The sequence below is a fragment of the Cellulosimicrobium sp. 4261 genome (assembly GCF_040546915.1).
Taxonomy (GTDB): domain Bacteria; phylum Actinomycetota; class Actinomycetes; order Actinomycetales; family Cellulomonadaceae; genus Cellulosimicrobium; species Cellulosimicrobium cinnabarinum.
The window spans coordinates 122,806-140,705 of record NZ_JBEPOQ010000003.1; the positions used below are offsets into that span (position 1 = coordinate 122,806).

The 17,900-nt window shown below is 68.9% G+C and carries 30 protein-coding genes; all 30 read left to right on the forward strand.

Going from position 1 to position 17,900, the window contains the following annotated elements; genetic code table 11:
- Nucleotides 1–97 precede the first annotated feature (97 nt).
- The gene (gene tuf, locus ABIE39_RS05100; RefSeq protein WP_053369624.1) at nucleotides 98–1,294 is read left to right on the forward strand and encodes an elongation factor Tu; all 1,197 of its coding nucleotides are present in this window, start codon (nucleotides 98–100) and stop codon (nucleotides 1,292–1,294) included.
- 479 nt (nucleotides 1,295–1,773) lie between these two features.
- On the forward strand, nucleotides 1,774–2,082 hold the full coding sequence (rpsJ, locus tag ABIE39_RS05105) for a 30S ribosomal protein S10 (protein ID WP_012867945.1): 309 nt from the start codon (nucleotides 1,774–1,776) through the stop codon (nucleotides 2,080–2,082).
- A gap of 14 nt (nucleotides 2,083–2,096) precedes the next feature.
- The gene (rplC, locus tag ABIE39_RS05110) at nucleotides 2,097–2,759 is read left to right on the forward strand and encodes a 50S ribosomal protein L3 (protein ID WP_021479874.1); all 663 of its coding nucleotides are present in this window, start codon (nucleotides 2,097–2,099) and stop codon (nucleotides 2,757–2,759) included.
- A 5-nt stretch (nucleotides 2,760–2,764) separates the two neighbouring features.
- Nucleotides 2,765–3,469, forward strand: a complete 705-nt coding sequence (rplD, locus tag ABIE39_RS05115; protein WP_021479875.1) for a 50S ribosomal protein L4 — start codon at nucleotides 2,765–2,767, stop codon at nucleotides 3,467–3,469.
- Nucleotides 3,466–3,756, forward strand: a complete 291-nt coding sequence (rplW, locus tag ABIE39_RS05120; RefSeq protein ID WP_021479876.1) for a 50S ribosomal protein L23 — start codon at nucleotides 3,466–3,468, stop codon at nucleotides 3,754–3,756. Before rplD ends, rplW begins: the two co-directional genes overlap by 4 nt.
- Nucleotides 3,757–3,787: 31 nt before the next feature.
- Nucleotides 3,788–4,624 (forward strand): 50S ribosomal protein L2, encoded by an 837-nt coding sequence (rplB, locus tag ABIE39_RS05125; protein ID WP_021479877.1) that lies wholly within the window; start codon nucleotides 3,788–3,790, stop codon nucleotides 4,622–4,624.
- Between the two features lie 15 nt (nucleotides 4,625–4,639).
- A complete protein-coding gene (gene rpsS / locus ABIE39_RS05130; protein ID WP_021479878.1) occupies nucleotides 4,640–4,921 on the forward strand; it encodes a 30S ribosomal protein S19 in 282 nt (93 codons plus the stop codon).
- Nucleotides 4,922–4,979: 58 nt separating this feature from the next.
- Nucleotides 4,980–5,351 (forward strand): 50S ribosomal protein L22, encoded by a 372-nt coding sequence (gene rplV / locus ABIE39_RS05135; RefSeq protein WP_021479879.1) that lies wholly within the window; start codon nucleotides 4,980–4,982, stop codon nucleotides 5,349–5,351.
- Nucleotides 5,351–6,196, forward strand: coding sequence for a 30S ribosomal protein S3 (gene rpsC / locus ABIE39_RS05140; RefSeq protein WP_034654910.1), 846 nt, complete (start codon nucleotides 5,351–5,353; stop codon nucleotides 6,194–6,196). Before rplV ends, rpsC begins: the two co-directional genes overlap by 1 nt.
- Before the next feature lie 3 nt (nucleotides 6,197–6,199).
- Nucleotides 6,200–6,619 carry a 50S ribosomal protein L16 gene (rplP, locus tag ABIE39_RS05145; protein ID WP_021480428.1) on the forward strand — a complete coding sequence of 140 codons (420 nt, stop codon included), beginning with the start codon at nucleotides 6,200–6,202 and terminating at the stop codon, nucleotides 6,617–6,619.
- Nucleotides 6,619–6,855, forward strand: coding sequence for a 50S ribosomal protein L29 (gene rpmC, locus ABIE39_RS05150; protein WP_021480429.1), 237 nt, complete (start codon nucleotides 6,619–6,621; stop codon nucleotides 6,853–6,855). Before rplP ends, rpmC begins: the two co-directional genes overlap by 1 nt.
- Before the next feature lie 11 nt (nucleotides 6,856–6,866).
- Entirely contained in the window at nucleotides 6,867–7,157 is a 291-nt protein-coding gene (gene rpsQ / locus ABIE39_RS05155; RefSeq protein WP_021480430.1) for a 30S ribosomal protein S17, read from the forward strand.
- Between the two features lie 207 nt (nucleotides 7,158–7,364).
- Nucleotides 7,365–7,733 carry a 50S ribosomal protein L14 gene (rplN, locus tag ABIE39_RS05160; protein ID WP_021480431.1) on the forward strand — a complete coding sequence of 123 codons (369 nt, stop codon included), beginning with the start codon at nucleotides 7,365–7,367 and terminating at the stop codon, nucleotides 7,731–7,733.
- Nucleotides 7,734–7,735: 2 nt separating this feature from the next.
- Nucleotides 7,736–8,077 carry a 50S ribosomal protein L24 gene (gene rplX / locus ABIE39_RS05165; protein WP_021480432.1) on the forward strand — a complete coding sequence of 114 codons (342 nt, stop codon included), beginning with the start codon at nucleotides 7,736–7,738 and terminating at the stop codon, nucleotides 8,075–8,077.
- Nucleotides 8,077–8,646: a 50S ribosomal protein L5 gene (gene rplE, locus ABIE39_RS05170; RefSeq protein WP_087471317.1), complete on the forward strand. Its 570-nt coding sequence runs from the start codon at nucleotides 8,077–8,079 to the stop codon at nucleotides 8,644–8,646. Before rplX ends, rplE begins: the two co-directional genes overlap by 1 nt.
- Before the next feature lies 1 nt (nucleotide 8,647).
- Nucleotides 8,648–8,833: a type Z 30S ribosomal protein S14 gene (locus ABIE39_RS05175; protein WP_021480434.1), complete on the forward strand. Its 186-nt coding sequence runs from the start codon at nucleotides 8,648–8,650 to the stop codon at nucleotides 8,831–8,833.
- An 81-nt stretch (nucleotides 8,834–8,914) separates the two neighbouring features.
- Nucleotides 8,915–9,313: a 30S ribosomal protein S8 gene (gene rpsH / locus ABIE39_RS05180; protein ID WP_021480435.1), complete on the forward strand. Its 399-nt coding sequence runs from the start codon at nucleotides 8,915–8,917 to the stop codon at nucleotides 9,311–9,313.
- A 19-nt stretch (nucleotides 9,314–9,332) separates the two neighbouring features.
- Complete coding sequence (rplF, locus tag ABIE39_RS05185; RefSeq protein ID WP_021480436.1) at nucleotides 9,333–9,869, forward strand: 50S ribosomal protein L6; 537 nt, start codon at nucleotides 9,333–9,335, stop codon at nucleotides 9,867–9,869.
- Nucleotides 9,870–9,871: 2 nt separating this feature from the next.
- The gene (gene rplR, locus ABIE39_RS05190; RefSeq protein WP_021480437.1) at nucleotides 9,872–10,243 is read left to right on the forward strand and encodes a 50S ribosomal protein L18; all 372 of its coding nucleotides are present in this window, start codon (nucleotides 9,872–9,874) and stop codon (nucleotides 10,241–10,243) included.
- Nucleotides 10,244–10,283: 40 nt separating this feature from the next.
- Nucleotides 10,284–10,940: a 30S ribosomal protein S5 gene (gene rpsE / locus ABIE39_RS05195; RefSeq protein ID WP_021480438.1), complete on the forward strand. Its 657-nt coding sequence runs from the start codon at nucleotides 10,284–10,286 to the stop codon at nucleotides 10,938–10,940.
- Nucleotides 10,940–11,122, forward strand: a complete 183-nt coding sequence (rpmD, locus tag ABIE39_RS05200; protein ID WP_021480439.1) for a 50S ribosomal protein L30 — start codon at nucleotides 10,940–10,942, stop codon at nucleotides 11,120–11,122. Before rpsE ends, rpmD begins: the two co-directional genes overlap by 1 nt.
- A 2-nt stretch (nucleotides 11,123–11,124) precedes the next feature.
- Entirely contained in the window at nucleotides 11,125–11,679 is a 555-nt protein-coding gene (rplO, locus tag ABIE39_RS05205) for a 50S ribosomal protein L15 (protein ID WP_074808895.1), read from the forward strand.
- A 310-nt stretch (nucleotides 11,680–11,989) separates the two neighbouring features.
- On the forward strand, nucleotides 11,990–13,288 hold the full coding sequence (gene secY / locus ABIE39_RS05210; RefSeq protein WP_175007842.1) for a preprotein translocase subunit SecY: 1,299 nt from the start codon (nucleotides 11,990–11,992) through the stop codon (nucleotides 13,286–13,288).
- A gap of 50 nt (nucleotides 13,289–13,338) precedes the next feature.
- Entirely contained in the window at nucleotides 13,339–13,896 is a 558-nt protein-coding gene (locus ABIE39_RS05215; RefSeq protein WP_354050892.1) for an adenylate kinase, read from the forward strand.
- A 40-nt stretch (nucleotides 13,897–13,936) separates the two neighbouring features.
- Nucleotides 13,937–14,773, forward strand: a complete 837-nt coding sequence (gene map, locus ABIE39_RS05220) for a type I methionyl aminopeptidase (protein ID WP_074808899.1) — start codon at nucleotides 13,937–13,939, stop codon at nucleotides 14,771–14,773.
- A gap of 304 nt (nucleotides 14,774–15,077) precedes the next feature.
- The gene (gene infA, locus ABIE39_RS05225) at nucleotides 15,078–15,299 is read left to right on the forward strand and encodes a translation initiation factor IF-1 (RefSeq protein WP_012867920.1); all 222 of its coding nucleotides are present in this window, start codon (nucleotides 15,078–15,080) and stop codon (nucleotides 15,297–15,299) included.
- A gap of 96 nt (nucleotides 15,300–15,395) precedes the next feature.
- A complete protein-coding gene (rpmJ, locus tag ABIE39_RS05230; RefSeq protein ID WP_009740505.1) occupies nucleotides 15,396–15,509 on the forward strand; it encodes a 50S ribosomal protein L36 in 114 nt (37 codons plus the stop codon).
- Nucleotides 15,510–15,746: 237 nt separating this feature from the next.
- On the forward strand, nucleotides 15,747–16,121 hold the full coding sequence (gene rpsM / locus ABIE39_RS05235) for a 30S ribosomal protein S13 (protein ID WP_021479758.1): 375 nt from the start codon (nucleotides 15,747–15,749) through the stop codon (nucleotides 16,119–16,121).
- 113 nt (nucleotides 16,122–16,234) lie between these two features.
- Nucleotides 16,235–16,639, forward strand: coding sequence for a 30S ribosomal protein S11 (gene rpsK, locus ABIE39_RS05240; RefSeq protein ID WP_021479759.1), 405 nt, complete (start codon nucleotides 16,235–16,237; stop codon nucleotides 16,637–16,639).
- Between the two features lie 217 nt (nucleotides 16,640–16,856).
- Complete coding sequence (locus ABIE39_RS05245) at nucleotides 16,857–17,876, forward strand: DNA-directed RNA polymerase subunit alpha (protein WP_074808900.1); 1,020 nt, start codon at nucleotides 16,857–16,859, stop codon at nucleotides 17,874–17,876.
- Nucleotides 17,877–17,900 lie beyond the last annotated feature (24 nt).

A 17,900-nucleotide genomic window follows, 5' to 3' on the forward strand; every position in this document is an offset into this window, starting at 1 on the left:
CAACCTGTAGGAAAACCGCAACGCCCCGCGGATGTAGGATCTCTCGGTCGACATTCGCAACGTTCGGCACATCTACCCAAGTCCCAGGAGGACCCCAGTGGCTAAGGCCAAGTTCGAGCGGACCAAGCCGCACGTCAACGTCGGCACCATCGGTCACGTCGACCACGGTAAGACGACGCTCACGGCGGCGATCTCGAAGACGCTCGCGGACACGTACCCGGACCTGCCGGCGAACACGCAGCGCAACTTCGACGAGATCGACGCGGCTCCCGAGGAGAAGCAGCGCGGTATCACGATCAACATCGCGCACATCGAGTACGAGACGCCGAAGCGCCACTACGCGCACGTCGACGCCCCGGGTCACGCCGACTACATCAAGAACATGATCACCGGTGCCGCCCAGATGGACGGCGCGATCCTGGTGGTCGCCGCGACCGACGGCCCGATGGCCCAGACGCGCGAGCACGTCCTGCTCGCCCGCCAGGTCGGCGTGCCGTACCTGCTCGTCGCGCTCAACAAGTCCGACATGGTCGACGACGAGGAGATCCTCGAGCTCGTCGAGATGGAGGTGCGCGAGCTCCTCTCCTCGCAGGAGTTCGACGGTGACAACGCGCCGGTCGTGCGCGTCTCCGGTCTCAAGGCGCTCGAGGGCGACCCCGAGTGGACCGCGAAGATCCTCGAGCTCATGGAGGCCGTGGACGAGAACGTGCCCGAGCCCGTCCGCGAGCTCGACAAGCCGTTCCTCATGCCCGTCGAGGACGTCTTCACGATCACCGGTCGTGGCACCGTCGTCACCGGCAAGGTGGAGCGTGGCACGCTCGACCTCAACTCGGACGTCGAGATCGTCGGCATCCGCGCGCCCCAGAAGACCACGGTCACGGGCATCGAGACGTTCCACAAGCAGATGGACCAGGCTCAGGCCGGCGACAACACCGGTCTGCTCCTGCGCGGCATCAAGCGCGAGGACGTCGAGCGCGGCCAGGTCGTCGTGAAGCCGGGCTCGATCACCCCGCACACGCAGTTCGAGGCGCAGGTCTACATCCTGGGCAAGGACGAGGGCGGCCGTCACAACCCGTTCTACTCGAACTACCGTCCGCAGTTCTACTTCCGCACGACGGACGTCACCGGCGTCATCACGCTGCCCGAGGGCACCGAGATGGTCATGCCCGGCGACAACACCGAGATGACGGTCGAGCTGATCCAGCCGATCGCCATGGAGGAGGGCCTCGGCTTCGCCATCCGTGAGGGTGGCCGCACCGTCGGCTCGGGCCGCGTCACCAAGATCCTCAAGTGATCTGACGCTGCCTCCGCAGCATCTCGTCGAAGGCCCGGTCCCGTCCGCGGGGCCGGGCCTTCGGCCTGCGGTCACCGTCACAGCGACGTCGTGCCGTCCCGACTTGGACGACGGCACCTTCGTGTGGCAGACTGTTCAGGTTGCCTGTTACGGGTGCGCTCTTTCACGTGTCGAACAGTGTGTTGAACCGGTCCTCTCGCCGAGGGCCAGGACCCCGGGACATCTCCCGGGTCTGCGGGTTGAGCTCTCTGTGTCGCCATGGATCGAGTACCCCGCGGAACACACGTTCCGACAGGCTCGCACAAACGTTGTGGTCCGGTTCGCGGAGCCGTGCGTCAGCACGGAGCCCGGCGGGAGTCCACATATCCAACGGCCCTGCGCCTCTCGGCGTGTGCGCCCAGGTGCGTCGCGACTACGCGACACGCCCGAGCGCGGGGGTCGGACAGCTAGCGGTTCGAGAGAGAGAGTCAGACGACGCCATGGCGGGACAGAAGATCCGCATCCGGCTCAAGTCCTACGACCACGAGGTCATCGACAGCTCGGCGCGCAAGATCGTCGACACGGTGACGCGCGCTGGTGCAACGGTCGTGGGTCCGGTGCCGCTGCCGACGGAGAAGAACGTCTTCTGCGTCATCCGGTCGCCTCACAAGTACAAGGACAGCCGCGAGCACTTCGAGATGCGCACGCACAAGCGGCTGATCGACATCATCGATCCCACGCCGAAGGCGGTCGACTCGCTCATGCGTCTCGACCTGCCGGCTGACGTGAACATCGAGATCAAGCTCTGAGGCTGGAGGACATCATGACTACCCCCCAGCAGAACGCGCGCCCGGTCACCGCGGTGCTCGGCACGAAGCTCGGGATGACGCAGCTCTGGGACGAGGCCGGGCGCCTCGTGCCCGTGACCGTCGTCGCGGTCGGCACGAACGTCGTGACGCAGGTGCGCACGTCGGACGCCGACGGCTACGCCGCCGTGCAGCTCGCCTACGGCCAGATCGACCCGCGCAAGGTCACGAAGCCGCTCAAGGGCCACTTCGAGAAGGCCGGCGTCACGCCGCGTCGTCACGTCGCCGAGGTCCGCACCACCGACGCCACCGAGTACTCGCTCGGCCAGGAGATCACCGCGGAGGCCTTCGAGGCCGGCGCCGTGGTCGACGTCGTGGGCACGACCAAGGGCAAGGGCACCGCCGGTGTCATGAAGCGTCACGGCTTCTCCGGCGTGGGTGCCTCCCACGGCTCGCACCGTAACCACCGCAAGCCCGGCTCGATCGGTGGGGCCTCGACCCCGTCGCGCGTCTTCAAGGGCCTGCGCATGGCCGGTCGGATGGGCAACGTCCGTCAGACCACCCAGAACCTGACCGTCCACGCGGTCGACGCCGAGAAGGGTCTGCTGCTCGTCAAGGGCGCGGTTCCCGGCCCCAAGGGCGGCGTCGTCCTCGTGCGCAGCGCCGCGAAGGGAGCGTGAACCCCATGTCCGCTCTGACCGTTGACGTGCTGGACCCCAAGGGCAAGAAGGCCGGCACCGCCGAGCTCCCCGCCGAGGTGTTCGACGTCGAGCTCAACGTCCCGCTGATCCACCAGGTCGTCGTCGCCCAGCGTGCCGCTGCACGCCAGGGCACCCACGACACCAAGTCCCGCGGCGAGGTCCGCGGTGGTGGTCGCAAGCCGTACAAGCAGAAGGGCACCGGCCGCGCCCGCCAGGGTTCGACCCGTGCGCCGCAGTTCGCCGGGGGTGGCGTCGTCCACGGCCCGACGCCGCGCTCGTACGACCAGCGGACGCCCAAGAAGATGAAGGCCGCCGCCCTCCGCGGTGCCCTCTCGGACCGCGCCCGCAACGGCCGTGTCCACGTGGTGACCGGCTTCGGCGTCGACGGCCTGCCGTCGACCAAGACCGCCGTCACGACGCTCGCCAAGCTCTCCGGGCGCAAGCACGTCCTCGTCGTCACCGAGCGTGGTGACGAGCTGACGATCAAGTCGCTGCGGAACGTCGAGCAGGTCCACCTCCTGGTGGCCGACCAGCTCAACACCTACGACGTGCTCGTCTCCGACGACGTCGTCTTCACGCAGGGCGCGCTCGACGCGTTCCTGACGGGCCCGGCCACGGGTCGCTCCGCGAAGGCCGTCGCCACCTCCACCGAGGCGGACGAGACTGCTGCCGAGGAGGCCGCGAAGTGACCACCGTGACCAAGGACCCCCGTGACGTGATCCTCGCGCCGGTCGTCTCCGAGAAGAGCTACGGCCTGCTCGACGAGGGCAAGTACACGTTCGTCGTCGACCCGCGGGCCAACAAGACCGAGATCAAGATCGCCGTCGAGCAGATCTTCTCGGTCAAGGTCGCCTCGGTGAACACGATCAACCGCAAGGGCAAGACGCGTCGCACGCGTTTCGGCCTGGGCAAGCGCAAGGACACCAAGCGTGCGATCGTCACCCTCCGCGAGGGCACGATCGACATCTTCGGCTGAGCCGACGAGAGCAGATTGAGGACAGATCCCCATGGGAATCCGTAAGTACAAGCCGACGACGCCCGGCCGCCGCGGCTCGAGCGTCGCCGACTTCGCCGAGATCACGCGCTCGCAGCCGGAGAAGTCTCTGGTCCGCCCGCTCTCCAAGAGCGGCGGCCGCAACAGCTCCGGTCGTATCACCACCCGTCACAAGGGTGGTGGCCACAAGCGTGCGTACCGCGTGATCGACTTCCGTCGTCACGACAAGGACGGCGTGCCGGCGAAGGTCGCGCACATCGAGTACGACCCCAACCGCACCGCGCGCATCGCGCTCCTGCACTACGCGGACGGCGAGAAGCGTTACATCGTCGCGCCGGCGAAGCTCAAGCAGGGCGACGTCGTCGAGGCGGGCGCGGGCGCGGACATCAAGCCCGGCAACAACCTGCCGCTGCGCAACATCCCGACCGGTACGGTCATCCACGCCATCGAGCTCAAGCCCGGTGGCGGCGCGAAGATCGCCCGTTCGGCCGGTGCGTCCGTGCAGCTCGTCGCCAAGGACGGGCCGTACGCGCAGCTGCGCATGCCCTCCGGCGAGATCCGCAACGTCGACCTGCGCTGCCGCGCGACGGTCGGCGAGGTCGGCAACGCCGAGCAGTCGAACATCAACTGGGGCAAGGCCGGCCGCATGCGCTGGAAGGGCAAGCGCCCGACCGTCCGCGGTGTCGCCATGAACCCGATCGACCACCCGCACGGTGGTGGTGAGGGCAAGACCTCCGGTGGTCGCCACCCGGTGAGCCCGTGGGGCCAGCCGGAGGGTCGTACCCGCCGTCCCAACAAGCCGAGCGACAAGCTGATCGTGCGTCGTCGCCGTACCGGCAAGAAGCGCTGATAGGAGCCTGGAGACATGCCTCGTAGCCTGAAGAAGGGCCCCTTCGTCGACGACCACCTGCAGAAGAAGGTGGACGCTCAGAACGAGAAGGGGACCAAGAACGTCATCAAGACCTGGTCCCGTCGGTCGGTCATCACGCCCGACTTCCTCGGTCACACGTTCGCCGTGCACGACGGTCGCAAGCACACGCCGGTGTTCGTCACCGAGTCGATGGTCGGCCACAAGCTCGGCGAGTTCGCTCCCACGCGGACCTTCCGCGGCCACGTGAAGGACGACAAGAAGGGTCGTCGCCGCTGACCCCCGGGTCAGTCTGGTGACGACCTGGACGGTCAAGAGACAAGAAGGCAGGACAGCAATGGAAGCCAAGGCGCAGGCGCGGTTCGTCCGTGTCACGCCCCAGAAGGCCCGGCGCGTCGTGGACCTCATCCGTGGCAAGCAGGCCTCCGAGGCCGTCGCGGTGCTGAAGTTCGCACCGCAGGCGGCGAGCGAGCCCGTCCGCAAGGTCGTGGAGAGCGCCATCGCCAACGCCCGGGTGAAGGCGGACCGCGCGAGCGAAGCGTTCGAGGAGCAGGAGCTCGTCGTGCGTGAGGCGTTCGTCGACGAGGGCCCGACCCTCAAGCGTTTCCGCCCCCGGGCCCAGGGCCGTGCGAACCGCATCCTCAAGCGCACCAGCCACATCACCGTGGTCGTCGCTCCGCGTGAGAACACGAAGGGAAGTGCCCGATAGTGGGACAGAAGGTTCACCCGCACGGGTACCGCCTCGGCATCACCACCGACCACCGGTCGCGCTGGTTCGCCGACAGCACCAAGCCCGGACAGCGGTACCGCGACTACGTCCGCGAGGACGTCCAGATCCGCAAGCTCATGAGCACGGGTCTCGAGCGCGCCGGCATCTCCAAGGTCGAGATCGAGCGCACCCGTGACCGCGTCCGCGTGGACATCCACACGGCGCGCCCGGGCATCGTCATCGGTCGCCGTGGCGCCGAGGCCGACCGCATCCGCGGCGAGCTCGAGAAGCTCACCGGCAAGCAGGTGCAGCTCAACATCCTCGAGGTGAAGAACGCCGAGACGGACGCGCAGCTCGTCGCCCAGGGGATCGCCGAGCAGCTCGCGAGCCGCGTCTCGTTCCGTCGTGCCATGCGCAAGGGCATCCAGTCCGCGCAGCGCGCCGGCGCGAAGGGCATCCGCGTGCAGGTCTCCGGCCGCCTCGGTGGCGCGGAGATGAGCCGGTCGGAGTTCTACCGCGAGGGTCGTGTGCCGCTGCACACGCTGCGCGCGTACATCGACTACGGCTTCTTCGAGGCCCGCACCACGTTCGGCCGCATCGGCGTGAAGGTGTGGATCTACAAGGGCGACGTCACCGAGAAGGAGTTCGCCGCGCAGCAGGCCACGGCCGCTCCGCGCCAGGGCCGTGGCGGCCCGCGCGGTGAGCGCGGCGGCGACCGTCGTGGTGGCGGCCGTCGTCCCGAGCGTTCGGCCGAGCGGACCCCCGCGTCCGAGTCGCCGGCGGCGCCCGAGCAGGCTGCTCCCGCCGCGGAGGCGAAGGCCCCTGAGACCGGAACGGAGGCCTGAGTCATGCTGATCCCGCGCAGGCTCAAGCACCGCAAGCAGCACCACCCGTCGCGCTCCGGCGCGGCGAAGGGTGGCACCCAGATCTCGTTCGGCGAGTACGGCATCCAGGCTCTCGAGCCGGCGTACGTGACGAACCGCCAGATCGAGGCTGCTCGTATCGCGATGACCCGCCACATCAAGCGTGGCGGCAAGGTCTGGATCAACATCTACCCGGACCGTCCCCTGACCAAGAAGCCTGCCGAGACCCGCATGGGCTCCGGTAAGGGTTCGCCCGAGTGGTGGGTCGCCAATGTCAAGCCCGGCCGGATCGTCTTCGAGCTGGCGGGTGTCCCGGAGGACCTGGCTCGTGAGGCCATGCGCCGCGCGATCCACAAGCTCCCGATGAAGTGCCGTTTCGTGGTGCGCGAGGGTGGTGGCAACTGATGGCAATCGGAACGAAGGGGCTCGCCCCCGTCGACCTCGACGCCATGGACGACGAGACGCTCGTCGCCGAGCTCAAGAAGGTCAAGGAGGAGCTCTTCAACCTCCGTTTCCAGTCGGCCACCGGCCAGCTGGAGAGCCACGGGCGCCTCAAGGCCGTCCGCCGCGACATCGCGCGGATCTACACGATCCTGCGTGAGCGCGAGCTCGGCATCCGTACCGCGCCGAGCGCCGAGTGAGTGAGGCTGGAATGAGCGAGAACGCAACGAACGCGCCCGAGGCAGCCGAGGAGCGCGCGCACCGCAAGACGCGCCGCGGCTACGTCGTGAGCGACAAGATGGACAAGACCGTGGTGGTCGAGGTCGAGGACCGGGTCAAGCACCCGCTCTACGGCAAGGTCATCCGCCGCACGAGCAAGGTCAAGGCGCACGACGAGCAGAACTCTGCCGGCGTGGGCGACCTGGTGCTCATCATGGAGACCCGCCCGCTGTCCGCGACCAAGCGGTGGCGCCTCGCGGAGATCCTCGAGAAGGCCAAGTGATCCACCGGTCGTGACGGGCGGGCCCCGGCTCGCTCGTCACGACCGCTCTCGTGCCGCACCGCGGTGCGGCAACCAGTGAGGACAGGACGGGCGGGTCCTCCGCCCCGCTCCTGGCCGGTTCACCCGCGAGGGACCCGGCACTGACAGCTATCCGTTCGGCAAGGCTCGCCCTCGGCGAGAACCGGCTCGACGACAGGAGTTCATTACATGATCCAGCAGGAGTCGCGACTTCGTGTCGCCGACAACACGGGTGCCAAGGAGATTCTCTGCATCCGTGTTCTCGGTGGCTCGGGCCGTCGCTACGCCGGAATCGGCGACGTCATCGTCGCAACCGTCAAGGACGCGATCCCGGGCGGCAACGTGAAGAAGGGCGACGTGGTCAAGGCCGTCGTCGTCCGTACCGCCAAGGAGCGCCGTCGTCCGGACGGTTCCTACATCAAGTTCGACGAGAACGCCGCCGTGATCCTCAAGAACGACGGCGAGCCGCGCGGCACGCGCATCTTCGGCCCGGTCGGGCGCGAGCTGCGCGACAAGCGGTTCATGAAGATCATCTCGCTGGCTCCGGAGGTGCTCTGACCATGGCCAAGATCAAGAAGGGCGACCTCGTCGTCGTCATCGCGGGCAAGGACAAGGGCAAGCAGGGGCGCGTCCTCGAGGTGCTCACCGACCGTGACCGCGTCATCGTCGAGGGTGTCCAGCGCGTCACCAAGCACACCAAGGTCGGCCAGTCGCAGCGCGGCACGCGGACCGGTGGGATCGAGACCGTCGAGGCCCCGATCCACATCAGCAACGTGATGGTCGTCGACCCGGAGACCAAGAAGGGCACCCGCGTCGGGTACCGCACCGAAGAGGTCGAGCGTGACGGCCGCAAGCGCACCGTGCGCGTGCGTGTCGCCAAGCGCTCCGGGAAGGACATCTGATGAGCACCGAGATCGTCGCCCCCGAGGTGCCCCGCCTGAAGCAGCGCTACCGCGAGGAGATCGTCGCCGGTCTGCGCGAGGAGTTCGGGCACGAGAACGTCAACCAGGTCGCCCGCGTCACGAAGATCGTCGTGAACATGGGTGTCGGTGACGCCGCCAAGGACTCGAAGCTCATCGAGGGCGCCATCCGCGACCTGTCCGCGATCACCGGCCAGAAGCCGCAGGTGACCAAGGCCCGCAAGTCCATCGCGCAGTTCAAGCTGCGCGAGGGCATGCCGATCGGCGCGCACGTCACGCTGCGCGGCGACCGCATGTGGGAGTTCCTGGACCGCCTGCTGTCGATCGCCCTGCCGCGCATCCGCGACTTCCGCGGCCTGTCGCCCAAGCAGTTCGACGGGCACGGCAACTACACGTTCGGTCTCACGGAGCAGTCGATGTTCCACGAGATCGACCAGGACAAGATCGACCGTGTCCGCGGTATGGACATCACGATCGTGACCACGGCGACGACCGATGACGAGGGCCGCTCCCTGCTGCGCCGTCTCGGCTTCCCCTTCAAGGAGAACTGACATGGCGAAGAAGGCCCTGATCAACAAGGCGGCCGCCAAGCCGAAGTTCGCGGTCCGCGCCTACACCCGGTGCCAGAAGTGCGGTCGCCCGCACTCGGTGTACCGCAAGTTCGGCCTGTGCCGCATCTGCGTGCGCGAGATGGCCCACCGTGGTGAGCTTCCGGGCGTCACCAAGAGCAGCTGGTAACAACTACGTCGTAGGTCCTGGCGGAGCGCGTCGCTCGACGCGCCCCGCCCGGATACCACGTCGAGGAAGGGCTAGAGCCCGATGACGATGACCGACCCGATCGCAGACATGCTGACGCGTCTGCGGAACGCGAACTCGGCTTACCACGAGACGGTGACCATGCCGTACTCGAAGCTGAAGTCGCACATTGCCGAGATCCTCCAGGCCGAGGGCTACATCTCCGGCTGGAGCGTCGAGGACGCGACGGTGGGCAAGAACCTCACCATCCAGCTCAAGTTCGGCCCGAACCGTGAGCGCAGCCTCGCCGGCGTGCGCCGCGTGTCGAAGCCCGGCCTGCGCAAGTACGTCAAGTCCACCGAGCTGCCGAAGGTTCTCGGCGGCCTGGGCGTGGCGATCCTGTCCACGTCCTCCGGCCTGCTCACCGACAAGCAGGCCGCCACGAAGGGCGTGGGCGGCGAAGTCCTCGCCTACGTCTGGTAACCCGGAAAGGAGATACGCCATGTCTCGAATCGGCAAGATCCCCGTTCCGGTTCCCGCCGGAGTGGACGTCACCATCAGCGGCGCGCTCGTGACCGTGAAGGGCCCCAAGGGCTCGCTCGAGCACCACGTGCCCGCCCCCATCCAGGTCGCTCAGGAGGACGGCACCCTCGTGGTGTCGCGCCCGAACGACGAGCGCGAGTCCCGCGCGCTGCACGGCCTGACCCGCACCCTCCTGGCGAACCTCGTCCAGGGCGTGACGCAGGGCTACGAGAAGAAGCTCGAGATCGTCGGCACCGGCTACCGCGTGACGGCCAAGGGCTCGGACCTCGAGTTCGCCCTCGGCTTCAGCCACCCGGTCGTCGTGACGCCGCCCGCGGGCATCACGTTCGCGGTCGAGAGCCCGACGAAGTTCTCGGTCTCCGGCATCGACAAGCAGCAGGTCGGCGAGATCGCAGCGAACATCCGCAAGATCCGCAAGCCCGAGCCGTACAAGGGCAAGGGTGTGCGTTACGCCGGCGAGGTCGTCCGCCGCAAGGCTGGAAAGGCTGGTAAGTAACGATGGCTCTGAAGGTTCTCGGCAAGGGCAAGGCCGTCGCGCGTCAGCGCCGGCACCTGCGCCTGCGCAAGAAGATCAAGGGGACCGCCGGTCGTCCGCGCCTCGTGGTGACGCGTTCCACGCGTCACATCACGGCTCAGGTCGTGGACGACACGATCGGTCAGACGCTCGCGTCGGCCTCGTCGCTCGAGGCGGACCTGCGTGCGCTCGACGGCGACAAGAGCGCCAAGGCCCGCAAGGTCGGCGAGCTCGTCGCCGAGCGTGCGAAGGCCAAGGGCGTCGACTCCGTCGTCTTCGACCGTGGTGGCAACAAGTACCACGGTCGGGTCGCTGCGGTCGCCGACGGCGCTCGCGAGGGCGGTCTGTCCCTGTGACGACGCCGACCATCCCCACACGGAAGCAAAGGATTCTCTGATGGCTGCAGGGCAGCGCAGCAACACCGGCGCCCCCACGGGTGCCGCCAACGAGTCGAGCGACCAGAACGCGCGCGGGGGGCGCCGCGACGACCGTCGCGGTGACCGTCGCGACGGTCGCCGTGGCGACGCAGCCGAGAAGAACGCCTTCGTCGAGCGCGTCGTCACCATCAACCGCGTCTCCAAGGTCGTCAAGGGCGGCCGCCGCTTCAGCTTCACCGCGCTGGTCGTGGTGGGCGACGGCGACGGCACCGTCGGCGTCGGCTACGGCAAGGCGAAGGAGGTGCCCGCGGCGATCGCCAAGGGTGTCGAGGAGGCCAAGAAGAACTTCTTCAAGGTCCCGCGCATCCAGGGCACCATCCCGCACCCCATCCAGGGTGAGGCCGCCGCCGGCGTCGTGTTCCTCCGTCCGGCCGCTCCGGGTACCGGTGTGATCGCCGGTGGTCCGGTGCGCGCCGTGCTGGAGTGCGCGGGCATCCACGACGTGCTGAGCAAGTCGCTCGGCTCGTCCAACGCGATCAACATCGTGCACGCGACCGTCGAGGCACTGCGCAACCTGGAGCAGCCTGAGGCTGTCGCCGCGCGCCGTGGTCTCCCGCTCGAGGACGTGGCCCCGGCCGCGCTCCTGCGTGCCCGTGCTGCGGGGGTGAACGCCTGATGGCCAGGCTCAAGGTGACCCAGACGAAGTCCGCCATCGGCGGCAAGCAGAACCAGCGCGACACGCTGCGCACTCTGGGCCTCAAGCGGATCGGCGACACCGCCGTGAAGGAGGACCGCCCGGAGATCCGCGGCATGGTCGCGACGGTGGCGCACCTCGTCACCGTTGAGGAGGTCGAGTGACCATGGCTGAGAAGGCCACCAAGGAGACCGCCGAGGCTCCGAAGAAGAAGACCGCTGCGAAGGCGTCGGCTCCGGCGAAGGCCGAGCAGACCCCCGCGCAGACCGAGGGTGCCGGCGGCACGCTCAAGGTCCACCACCTGCGTCCGGCTCCCGGCGCCAAGAAGGCCAAGACCCGCGTGGGTCGTGGTGAGGCGTCGAAGGGTAAGACGGCGGGCCGCGGTACCAAGGGTACGAAGGCTCGTTACCAGGTTCCCGAGCGCTTCGAGGGTGGGCAGATGCCTCTGCACATGCGCCTCCCGAAGCTGCGCGGCTTCAAGAACCCGTTCCGCACCGAGTACCAGGTCGTGAACCTGGACAAGCTCGCGGCGCTGTACCCCGAGGGTGGCCAGGTCACCGTCGAGGACCTCGTCGCGAAGGGCGCGGTCCGCAAGGGCCAGCTCGTCAAGGTGCTCGGCACGGGTGAGATCACCGTCAAGCTCGAGGTCGCGGTCGACGCCCTCTCGGGCGCGGCGCGCGAGAAGATCCTCGCGGCCGGCGGTTCGGTCTCGGAGGACTGACACCCCTGGACAGGGCCGGTGGCGCGTACGCGCCGTCGGCCCTGTCCGCGTCTGGGGCCGTCTCCCTGCACGACCCGTGGTCCGTCCGGCAGCGCACCACGGTCTAGACTCTCCGACGGCTGTCTCCCCGCACCCCGGGGGTGACCGCCGTCACTCCCAGGTCCACGGCCGGCCCGTCCGGTGATCGGGACCGACTTGCCGTTCGACGCGGCGCTACGGCTAGGGTGCCTCTTGGCGCCCGTGCCGTGCGTCACACCTCGCCGGGCCTCCCGGCGACACGACATCCCGCCTCGGCGGGCCAGGAGGATAGGTGCTCAGCGCATTCGCCCGGGCTTTCCGGACGCCCGACCTGCGGCGCAAGCTGCTGTTCACGATCGCGATCATGGCGATCTTCCGGGTGGGGTCGTTCATCCCCACGCCCGGCGTGGACTACCCCAACGTGCAGCAGTGCATCGCGGAGACCGCCGACGGCAACGACCTGCTCAGCCTGGTCAACCTCTTCAGCGGCGGCGCGCTGCTCCAGCTGTCGATCTTCGCGCTCGGCATCATGCCGTACATCACCGCGAGCATCATCGTCCAGCTGCTGCGCGTCGTGATCCCTCGCTTCGAGGCGCTCCACAAGGAGGGCCAGTCGGGCCAGTCGAAGCTGACGCAGTACACGCGCTACCTGACGATCGCGCTCGCCATCCTCCAGTCGACGACCGTCATCACGACGGCGCGCAACGGCCTGCTCTTCCAGGGCTGCTCCGTCGACGTCATCCCGGACGCCAGCTTCGTCACGATGGCCCTCATGGTGATCACCATGACCGCGGGCACCGGCCTCATCATGTGGCTCGGCGAGCTCATCACGGAGCGCGGCGTCGGCAACGGCATGTCGCTGCTCATCTTCACGTCGATCGCCGCGAGCTTCCCGACCGCCCTGTGGTCGATCGCCGGCGGCGCGAACGGCGCGACGAACTTCATCATCATGATCGCGGTCATCGTGCTCGTCATCGGGCTGGTCGTGTTCGTCGAGCAGTCGCAGCGCCGGGTGCCGGTGCAGTACGCCAAGCGCATGGTCGGGCGCCGCATGTACGGCGGCTCGAGCACCTACATCCCGATCAAGATCAACATGGCGGGCGTCATCCCGGTGATCTTCGCGGCCTCGCTGCTCGCGGTCCCGGGCCTCATCGCGCAGTTCGGCGACCAGAGCGCCGACTGGGTGATCTGGATCAGCACGAACCTGGCCGACCCGGCCGCGCCGCTGCACATCCTGCTGTACGTGCTGATGATCCTGTTCTTCTGCTTCTTCTACACGTCGATCACGTTCAACCCGGACGAGGTCGCGGACAACATGAAGAAGTACGGCGGCTTCATCCCGGGCATCCGCGCCGGCCGGCCCACCGCCGAGTACCTCGACTACGTCATCACCCGCATCACCTCCGCGGGTGCCATCTACCTCGCGCTCGTCGCACTGCTGCCGACGCTGGTCCTCATCGGGCTCGGCGTGAGCACGAACATCCCGTTCGGTGGCTCCTCGATCATCATCGTCGTCGGCGTCGGCCTGGAGACGGTCAAGCAGATCAACTCCCAGCTGCAGCAGCGCCACTACGAAGGGTTCCTCCGTTGAGCAACGCCACCGACGGCCAGTCCGCACCGCGCCCCGCGCGCCTCGTCATCATGGGCCCGCAGGGAGCGGGCAAGGGGACGCAGGCCGCCCGGCTCGCCGAGCGGCTGTCCATCCCGGCGATCTCGACCGGCGACATCTTCCGGGCGAACATCAAGGGCGGCACGGAGCTCGGTCGCCTCGCGCAGGAGTACACCGCGAAGGGCGACCTCGTCCCCGACTCGGTGACGAACGCGATGGTCCGCGACCGTCTCGCGCAGGACGACGCCGCGCAGGGGTTCATCCTCGACGGCTACCCGCGCAACGCGGCCCAGGTCGTCGAGCTCGACGCGATCCTCGCCGACCTGGGGGTCGCGCTCGACGGCGTCGTGGAGCTCACGGCGGACCGCGACGAGCTGCTCGGCCGCCTCGCGAAGCGCGCGGAGATCGAGGGTCGCGAGGACGACACGGAGGAGGCCATCGCGCGCCGCCTCGACATCTACGCCGAGCAGACGGCGCCGCTCACCTCCGCCTACGCCGACCGCGGTCTGCTGGTCCGCGTCGACGGCATCGGCGACATCGACGAGGTCACCGGCCGCATCGTGTCGGCGCTGACCGCGCTCGTCGGCTGAGCGCGCGTCCGTCCGTCCGTCGGTACTGAGGAGCAGCAGGGTGTTCGGTCGCGAGCGCATCGAGTACAAGACGCACGACCAGGTCCGGTCGATGCGCAGCGCCGGCCTCGTGGTGGCGCGTGCGCTCGGGACGGTGCGCGACGCCGTCCGCCCGGGCATGACGACGGCGGACCTCGACGCGCTCGCCGCGGCGGTCATCGCCGACGCCGGGGCGACGCCGTCGTTCCTCGGGTACGAGGGGTACCCGGCCTCGCTGTGCGTGTCGGTCAACGACGAGGTCGTCCACGGCATCCCGGGCCCGCGCGAGCTGCGCCCGGGGGACGTCGTCTCCGTCGACTGCGGGGCCGTCGTCGACGGCTGGCACGGCGACTCGGCGGTCTCGTTCGTCCTCGGCGAGGGCGACCCGCACGACGAGGCGCTGGTCGAGGCGACGCGTCGCGCCATGTGGGCGGGCATCGCCGCCCTCGCGACGAGCGAGCGGCTGTGCGACGTCGGGGCCGCCATCGAGGACTCGGTGCGCGCCTCGGGGGAGTCGGACGGCGTGACCTACGGCATCGTCGAGGACTACGTCGGCCACGGGATCGGGTCGGCGATGCACCAGCCCCCGGACGTCCCGAACTACCGCACACGTGACAAGGGCCCGCGGCTGCGCCCGGGCATGTGCCTCGCGATCGAGCCGATGCTCACGCGGGGCGAGCGGTTCACCGAGGTGTGCGAGGACGACTGGACGGTCGTGACGGACGACGGCACGCGCGCCGCGCACTGGGAGCACAGCGTCGCGATCCTCGACGAGGGCATCTGGGTGCTCACCGCGCCCGACGGCGGCGCCGCGGAGCTCGCGGAGCTCGGCGTCCGCGTCGCACCGCTCGCGGCCTGACCGCGCACCGGCCCGTCGCGGCCCGGCTCGCTCCCGTCCGGCAGCGCCCGACGGCACCCGTCGTGCGACGGGGGAGTGACGCGTCGCACCGCGTTCGTCCCCGCCACGGTTTCCCGTCTCTTGCCGGATGCCGTAGGATGGTCCGTCGGGTGTAGTCCGTGCACGTCGTTCATCCGGCCCCCGTCCCTCGGGACCCGGGCGACCGACCCCCGCACGCGGCTCCACGCACCTCCCACGATCGGACGACCCTCGGGTCGGGCGTGCGCGGGAGTCCTAGCAGTTCAGACGAGAGTTAGCGGAGGACATGGCAAAGAAGGACGGTGTCATCGAGATCGAGGGCAGCGTGGTCGAGGCCCTGCCGAACGCGATGTTCCGCGTGGAGCTGGCCAACGGGCACAAGGTTCTCGCGCACATCTCGGGCAAGATGCGCCAGCACTACATCCGGATCCTCCCCGAGGACCGGGTCGTGGTCGAGCTGAGCCCGTACGACCTGTCCCGCGGCCGCATCGTCTACCGCTACAAGTAGTCGTCACGCGTCCACCCACTCACCCGCCTCGCACCCGGGACCACCGGGGCCGCTCGTCGGTCGCGCCCGGAGCGGGGCACCACTGAGGGAACGAAGATGAAGGTCAAGCCCAGCGTCAAGAAGATCTGCGACAAGTGCAAGGTGATCCGCCGGCACGGTCGCGTCATGGTGATCTGCGAGAACCTGCGGCACAAGCAGCGCCAGGGCTGAGCCCTCACCTGCGCCACGGGTGACGGTCCTCCGGGACCGCGATCACCAGGCCGCCCGTCACGACGACGGCCGGCCACCAGCGCACCACCACGAACCTGCTCGGCACCCCGGACGCGAGTCCGGGAGGAGAGCGCCACAGGCAGGGGAACCCCCGGCTCGGAGGCCGGGGCCCACGGAGCTCCCCGTGGGAGGGCGGTGCGACAGACCTCCGACGAAGCACGAGGAGCCGAAAGGCACATGGCACGTCTCATCGGCGTCGACCTCCCCCGCGACAAGCGGCTCGAGGTCGCGCTCACCTACATCTACGGCGTCGGCCGTACCCGCGCCCAGCAGACGCTGGCCGCTACCGGCATCAGCCCGGACGCCCGCGTCAAGGACCTCGGCGACGCCGAGCTCGTCGCGCTCCGCGACTACCTCGAGGGCAACTACAAGCTCGAGGGTGACCTCCGTCGTGAGGTGGCCGCCGACATCCGCCGCAAGGTCGAGATCGGCACCTACCAGGGCCTGCGTCACCGCCGCGGCCTGCCCGTGCGCGGCCAGCGCACGAAGACCAACGCGCGTACGCGCAAGGGACCGAAGCGCACCGTGGCCGGCAAGAAGAAGGCCCGCTGAGCCAGTCCGCAGGGCGGGCCCTGCTCGCGCACTGACCCGGACCTCATGGTCCGTGCCGTGCCGGGTAGAGATCCCCGCGGTCAGACCACCTCAGACCAGGAGAGAAGAAGGACATGCCTCCCAAGACTCGCGCCGCCGCTGGGCGCAAGCCTCGTCGCAAGGACAAGAAGAACGTCCCCGCCGGCCAGGCGCACATCAAGAGCACGTTCAACAACACGATCGTGTCGATCACGGACCCGTCGGGCGCCGTGATCGCGTGGGCCTCCGGCGGCGACGTCGGCTTCAAGGGCTCCCGCAAGTCGACCCCCTTCGCCGCCGGCCTCGCGGCCGAGGCCGCTGCCCGCAAGGCGCAGGAGCACGGCATGAAGAAGGTCGACGTCTTCGTCAAGGGCCCGGGCTCGGGTCGTGAGACGGCGATCCGCTCGCTGCAGTCGGCCGGCCTCGAGGTCGGCTCGATCCAGGACGTGACGCCGCAGGCGCACAACGGGTGCCGGCCGCCCAAGCGCCGTCGCGTCTGACCCTCGTCGTCGGCGTGCCGTCGACGGGCCGCCCGGTCTTCGACCGGCCGAGCCCGTCGACGGCGCCCGTCACGGGGCAGCCGCCTCCTGACGGGGTCGACGCACCCTTCCCGGCCGGGTGGACAGAGTCCCGGCCGGGGCCGCGTGCCGCAGGCACGCACCTCGCCTTGAACCGTGCAGCGTCATATGGCGGACGCTCACCGAAAGGAAACCACCAGTGCTGATCGCACAGCGCCCCACCTTGACCGAAGAGGTCATCTCGGAGAACCGTTCGCGCTTCTCCATCGAGCCGCTGGAGCCCGGCTTCGGCTACACGCTCGGCAACTCGCTGCGTCGCACGCTGCTGTCGTCCATCCCGGGCGCGGCGGTCACCTCCATCCGCATCGACGGTGTGCTCCACGAGTTCACCACCGTGCCGGGTGTGAAGGAGGACGTGACCGAGGTCATCCTCAACATCAAGAACCTCGTCGTCTCCTCGGAGAACGACGAGCCCGTCGTGATGTACCTGCGCAAGCAGGGTGCTGGTGCGGTCACCGCGGCGGACATCGTCCCGCCCGCGGGTGTGGAGGTCCACAACCCCGAGCTGCACATCGCCACGCTCAACGACAAGGGCAAGCTCGAGATCGAGCTGACCGTCGAGCGCGGCCGTGGCTACGTCTCGGCCTCGCAGAACAAGTCGTTCGACGCCGAGATCGGCCGGATCCCGGTCGACTCGATCTACTCGCCGGTCCTCAAGGTGACCTACAAGGTCGAGGCGACGCGTGTCGAGCAGCGCACGGACTTCGACAAGCTGGTCGTGGACGTCGAGACGAAGCCGGCGATCTCGCCGCGCGACGCGCTCGCGTCGGCCGGCAAGACGCTGGTGGAGCTCTTCGGCCTCGCCCGCGAGCTCAACGTCGAGGCCGAGGGCATCGAGATCGGTCCGTCGCCGACGGACGCGGCCCTGGCCGCGGACCTGGCGCTGCCGATCGAGGAGCTCAACCTCACGATCCGCTCGTACAACTGCCTCAAGCGCGAGGGCATCCACCAGGTGGGCGAGCTCGTCGCACGCAGCGAGGCGGACCTGCTGGACATCCGCAACTTCGGTGCGAAGTCCATCAACGAGGTGAAGGAGAAGCTCGCCGAGCTCGGCCTGTCCCTCAAGGACTCGCCGCTCGACTTCGACCCGTCGGCCGCCGCGTACTACGAGGGCGACGACGACGAGGCGACGTTCTCGGACACCGAGCAGCAGTACTGAGCCTGCGGCTCTAGACACCTCAGC

What these genes read in the sequence shown, in the direction of transcription:
- rpsJ (WP_012867945.1), top strand. Translation starts at nt 1,774, where the DNA reads ATGGCGGGACAGAAGATCCGCATCCGGCTCAAGTCCTACGACCACGAG.
- rplC (WP_021479874.1), top strand. Translation starts at nt 2,097, where the DNA reads ATGACTACCCCCCAGCAGAACGCGCGCCCGGTCACCGCGGTGCTCGGC.
- rplD (WP_021479875.1), top strand. Translation starts at nt 2,765, where the DNA reads ATGTCCGCTCTGACCGTTGACGTGCTGGACCCCAAGGGCAAGAAGGCC.
- rplB (WP_021479877.1), top strand. Translation starts at nt 3,788, where the DNA reads ATGGGAATCCGTAAGTACAAGCCGACGACGCCCGGCCGCCGCGGCTCG.
- rpsS (WP_021479878.1), top strand. Translation starts at nt 4,640, where the DNA reads ATGCCTCGTAGCCTGAAGAAGGGCCCCTTCGTCGACGACCACCTGCAG.
- rplV (WP_021479879.1), top strand. Translation starts at nt 4,980, where the DNA reads ATGGAAGCCAAGGCGCAGGCGCGGTTCGTCCGTGTCACGCCCCAGAAG.
- rplP (WP_021480428.1), top strand. Translation starts at nt 6,200, where the DNA reads ATGCTGATCCCGCGCAGGCTCAAGCACCGCAAGCAGCACCACCCGTCG.
- rpmC (WP_021480429.1), top strand. Translation starts at nt 6,619, where the DNA reads ATGGCAATCGGAACGAAGGGGCTCGCCCCCGTCGACCTCGACGCCATG.
- rpsQ (WP_021480430.1), top strand. Translation starts at nt 6,867, where the DNA reads ATGAGCGAGAACGCAACGAACGCGCCCGAGGCAGCCGAGGAGCGCGCG.
- rplN (WP_021480431.1), top strand. Translation starts at nt 7,365, where the DNA reads ATGATCCAGCAGGAGTCGCGACTTCGTGTCGCCGACAACACGGGTGCC.
- rplX (WP_021480432.1), top strand. Translation starts at nt 7,736, where the DNA reads ATGGCCAAGATCAAGAAGGGCGACCTCGTCGTCGTCATCGCGGGCAAG.
- rplE (WP_087471317.1), top strand. Translation starts at nt 8,077, where the DNA reads ATGAGCACCGAGATCGTCGCCCCCGAGGTGCCCCGCCTGAAGCAGCGC.
- ABIE39_RS05175 (WP_021480434.1), top strand. Translation starts at nt 8,648, where the DNA reads ATGGCGAAGAAGGCCCTGATCAACAAGGCGGCCGCCAAGCCGAAGTTC.
- rpsH (WP_021480435.1), top strand. Translation starts at nt 8,915, where the DNA reads ATGACGATGACCGACCCGATCGCAGACATGCTGACGCGTCTGCGGAAC.
- rplF (WP_021480436.1), top strand. Translation starts at nt 9,333, where the DNA reads ATGTCTCGAATCGGCAAGATCCCCGTTCCGGTTCCCGCCGGAGTGGAC.
- rplR (WP_021480437.1), top strand. Translation starts at nt 9,872, where the DNA reads ATGGCTCTGAAGGTTCTCGGCAAGGGCAAGGCCGTCGCGCGTCAGCGC.
- rpsE (WP_021480438.1), top strand. Translation starts at nt 10,284, where the DNA reads ATGGCTGCAGGGCAGCGCAGCAACACCGGCGCCCCCACGGGTGCCGCC.
- rpmD (WP_021480439.1), top strand. Translation starts at nt 10,940, where the DNA reads ATGGCCAGGCTCAAGGTGACCCAGACGAAGTCCGCCATCGGCGGCAAG.
- rplO (WP_074808895.1), top strand. Translation starts at nt 11,125, where the DNA reads ATGGCTGAGAAGGCCACCAAGGAGACCGCCGAGGCTCCGAAGAAGAAG.
- ABIE39_RS05215 (WP_354050892.1), top strand. Translation starts at nt 13,339, where the DNA reads ATGGGCCCGCAGGGAGCGGGCAAGGGGACGCAGGCCGCCCGGCTCGCC.
- infA (WP_012867920.1), top strand. Translation starts at nt 15,078, where the DNA reads ATGGCAAAGAAGGACGGTGTCATCGAGATCGAGGGCAGCGTGGTCGAG.
- rpmJ (WP_009740505.1), top strand. Translation starts at nt 15,396, where the DNA reads ATGAAGGTCAAGCCCAGCGTCAAGAAGATCTGCGACAAGTGCAAGGTG.
- rpsM (WP_021479758.1), top strand. Translation starts at nt 15,747, where the DNA reads ATGGCACGTCTCATCGGCGTCGACCTCCCCCGCGACAAGCGGCTCGAG.
- rpsK (WP_021479759.1), top strand. Translation starts at nt 16,235, where the DNA reads ATGCCTCCCAAGACTCGCGCCGCCGCTGGGCGCAAGCCTCGTCGCAAG.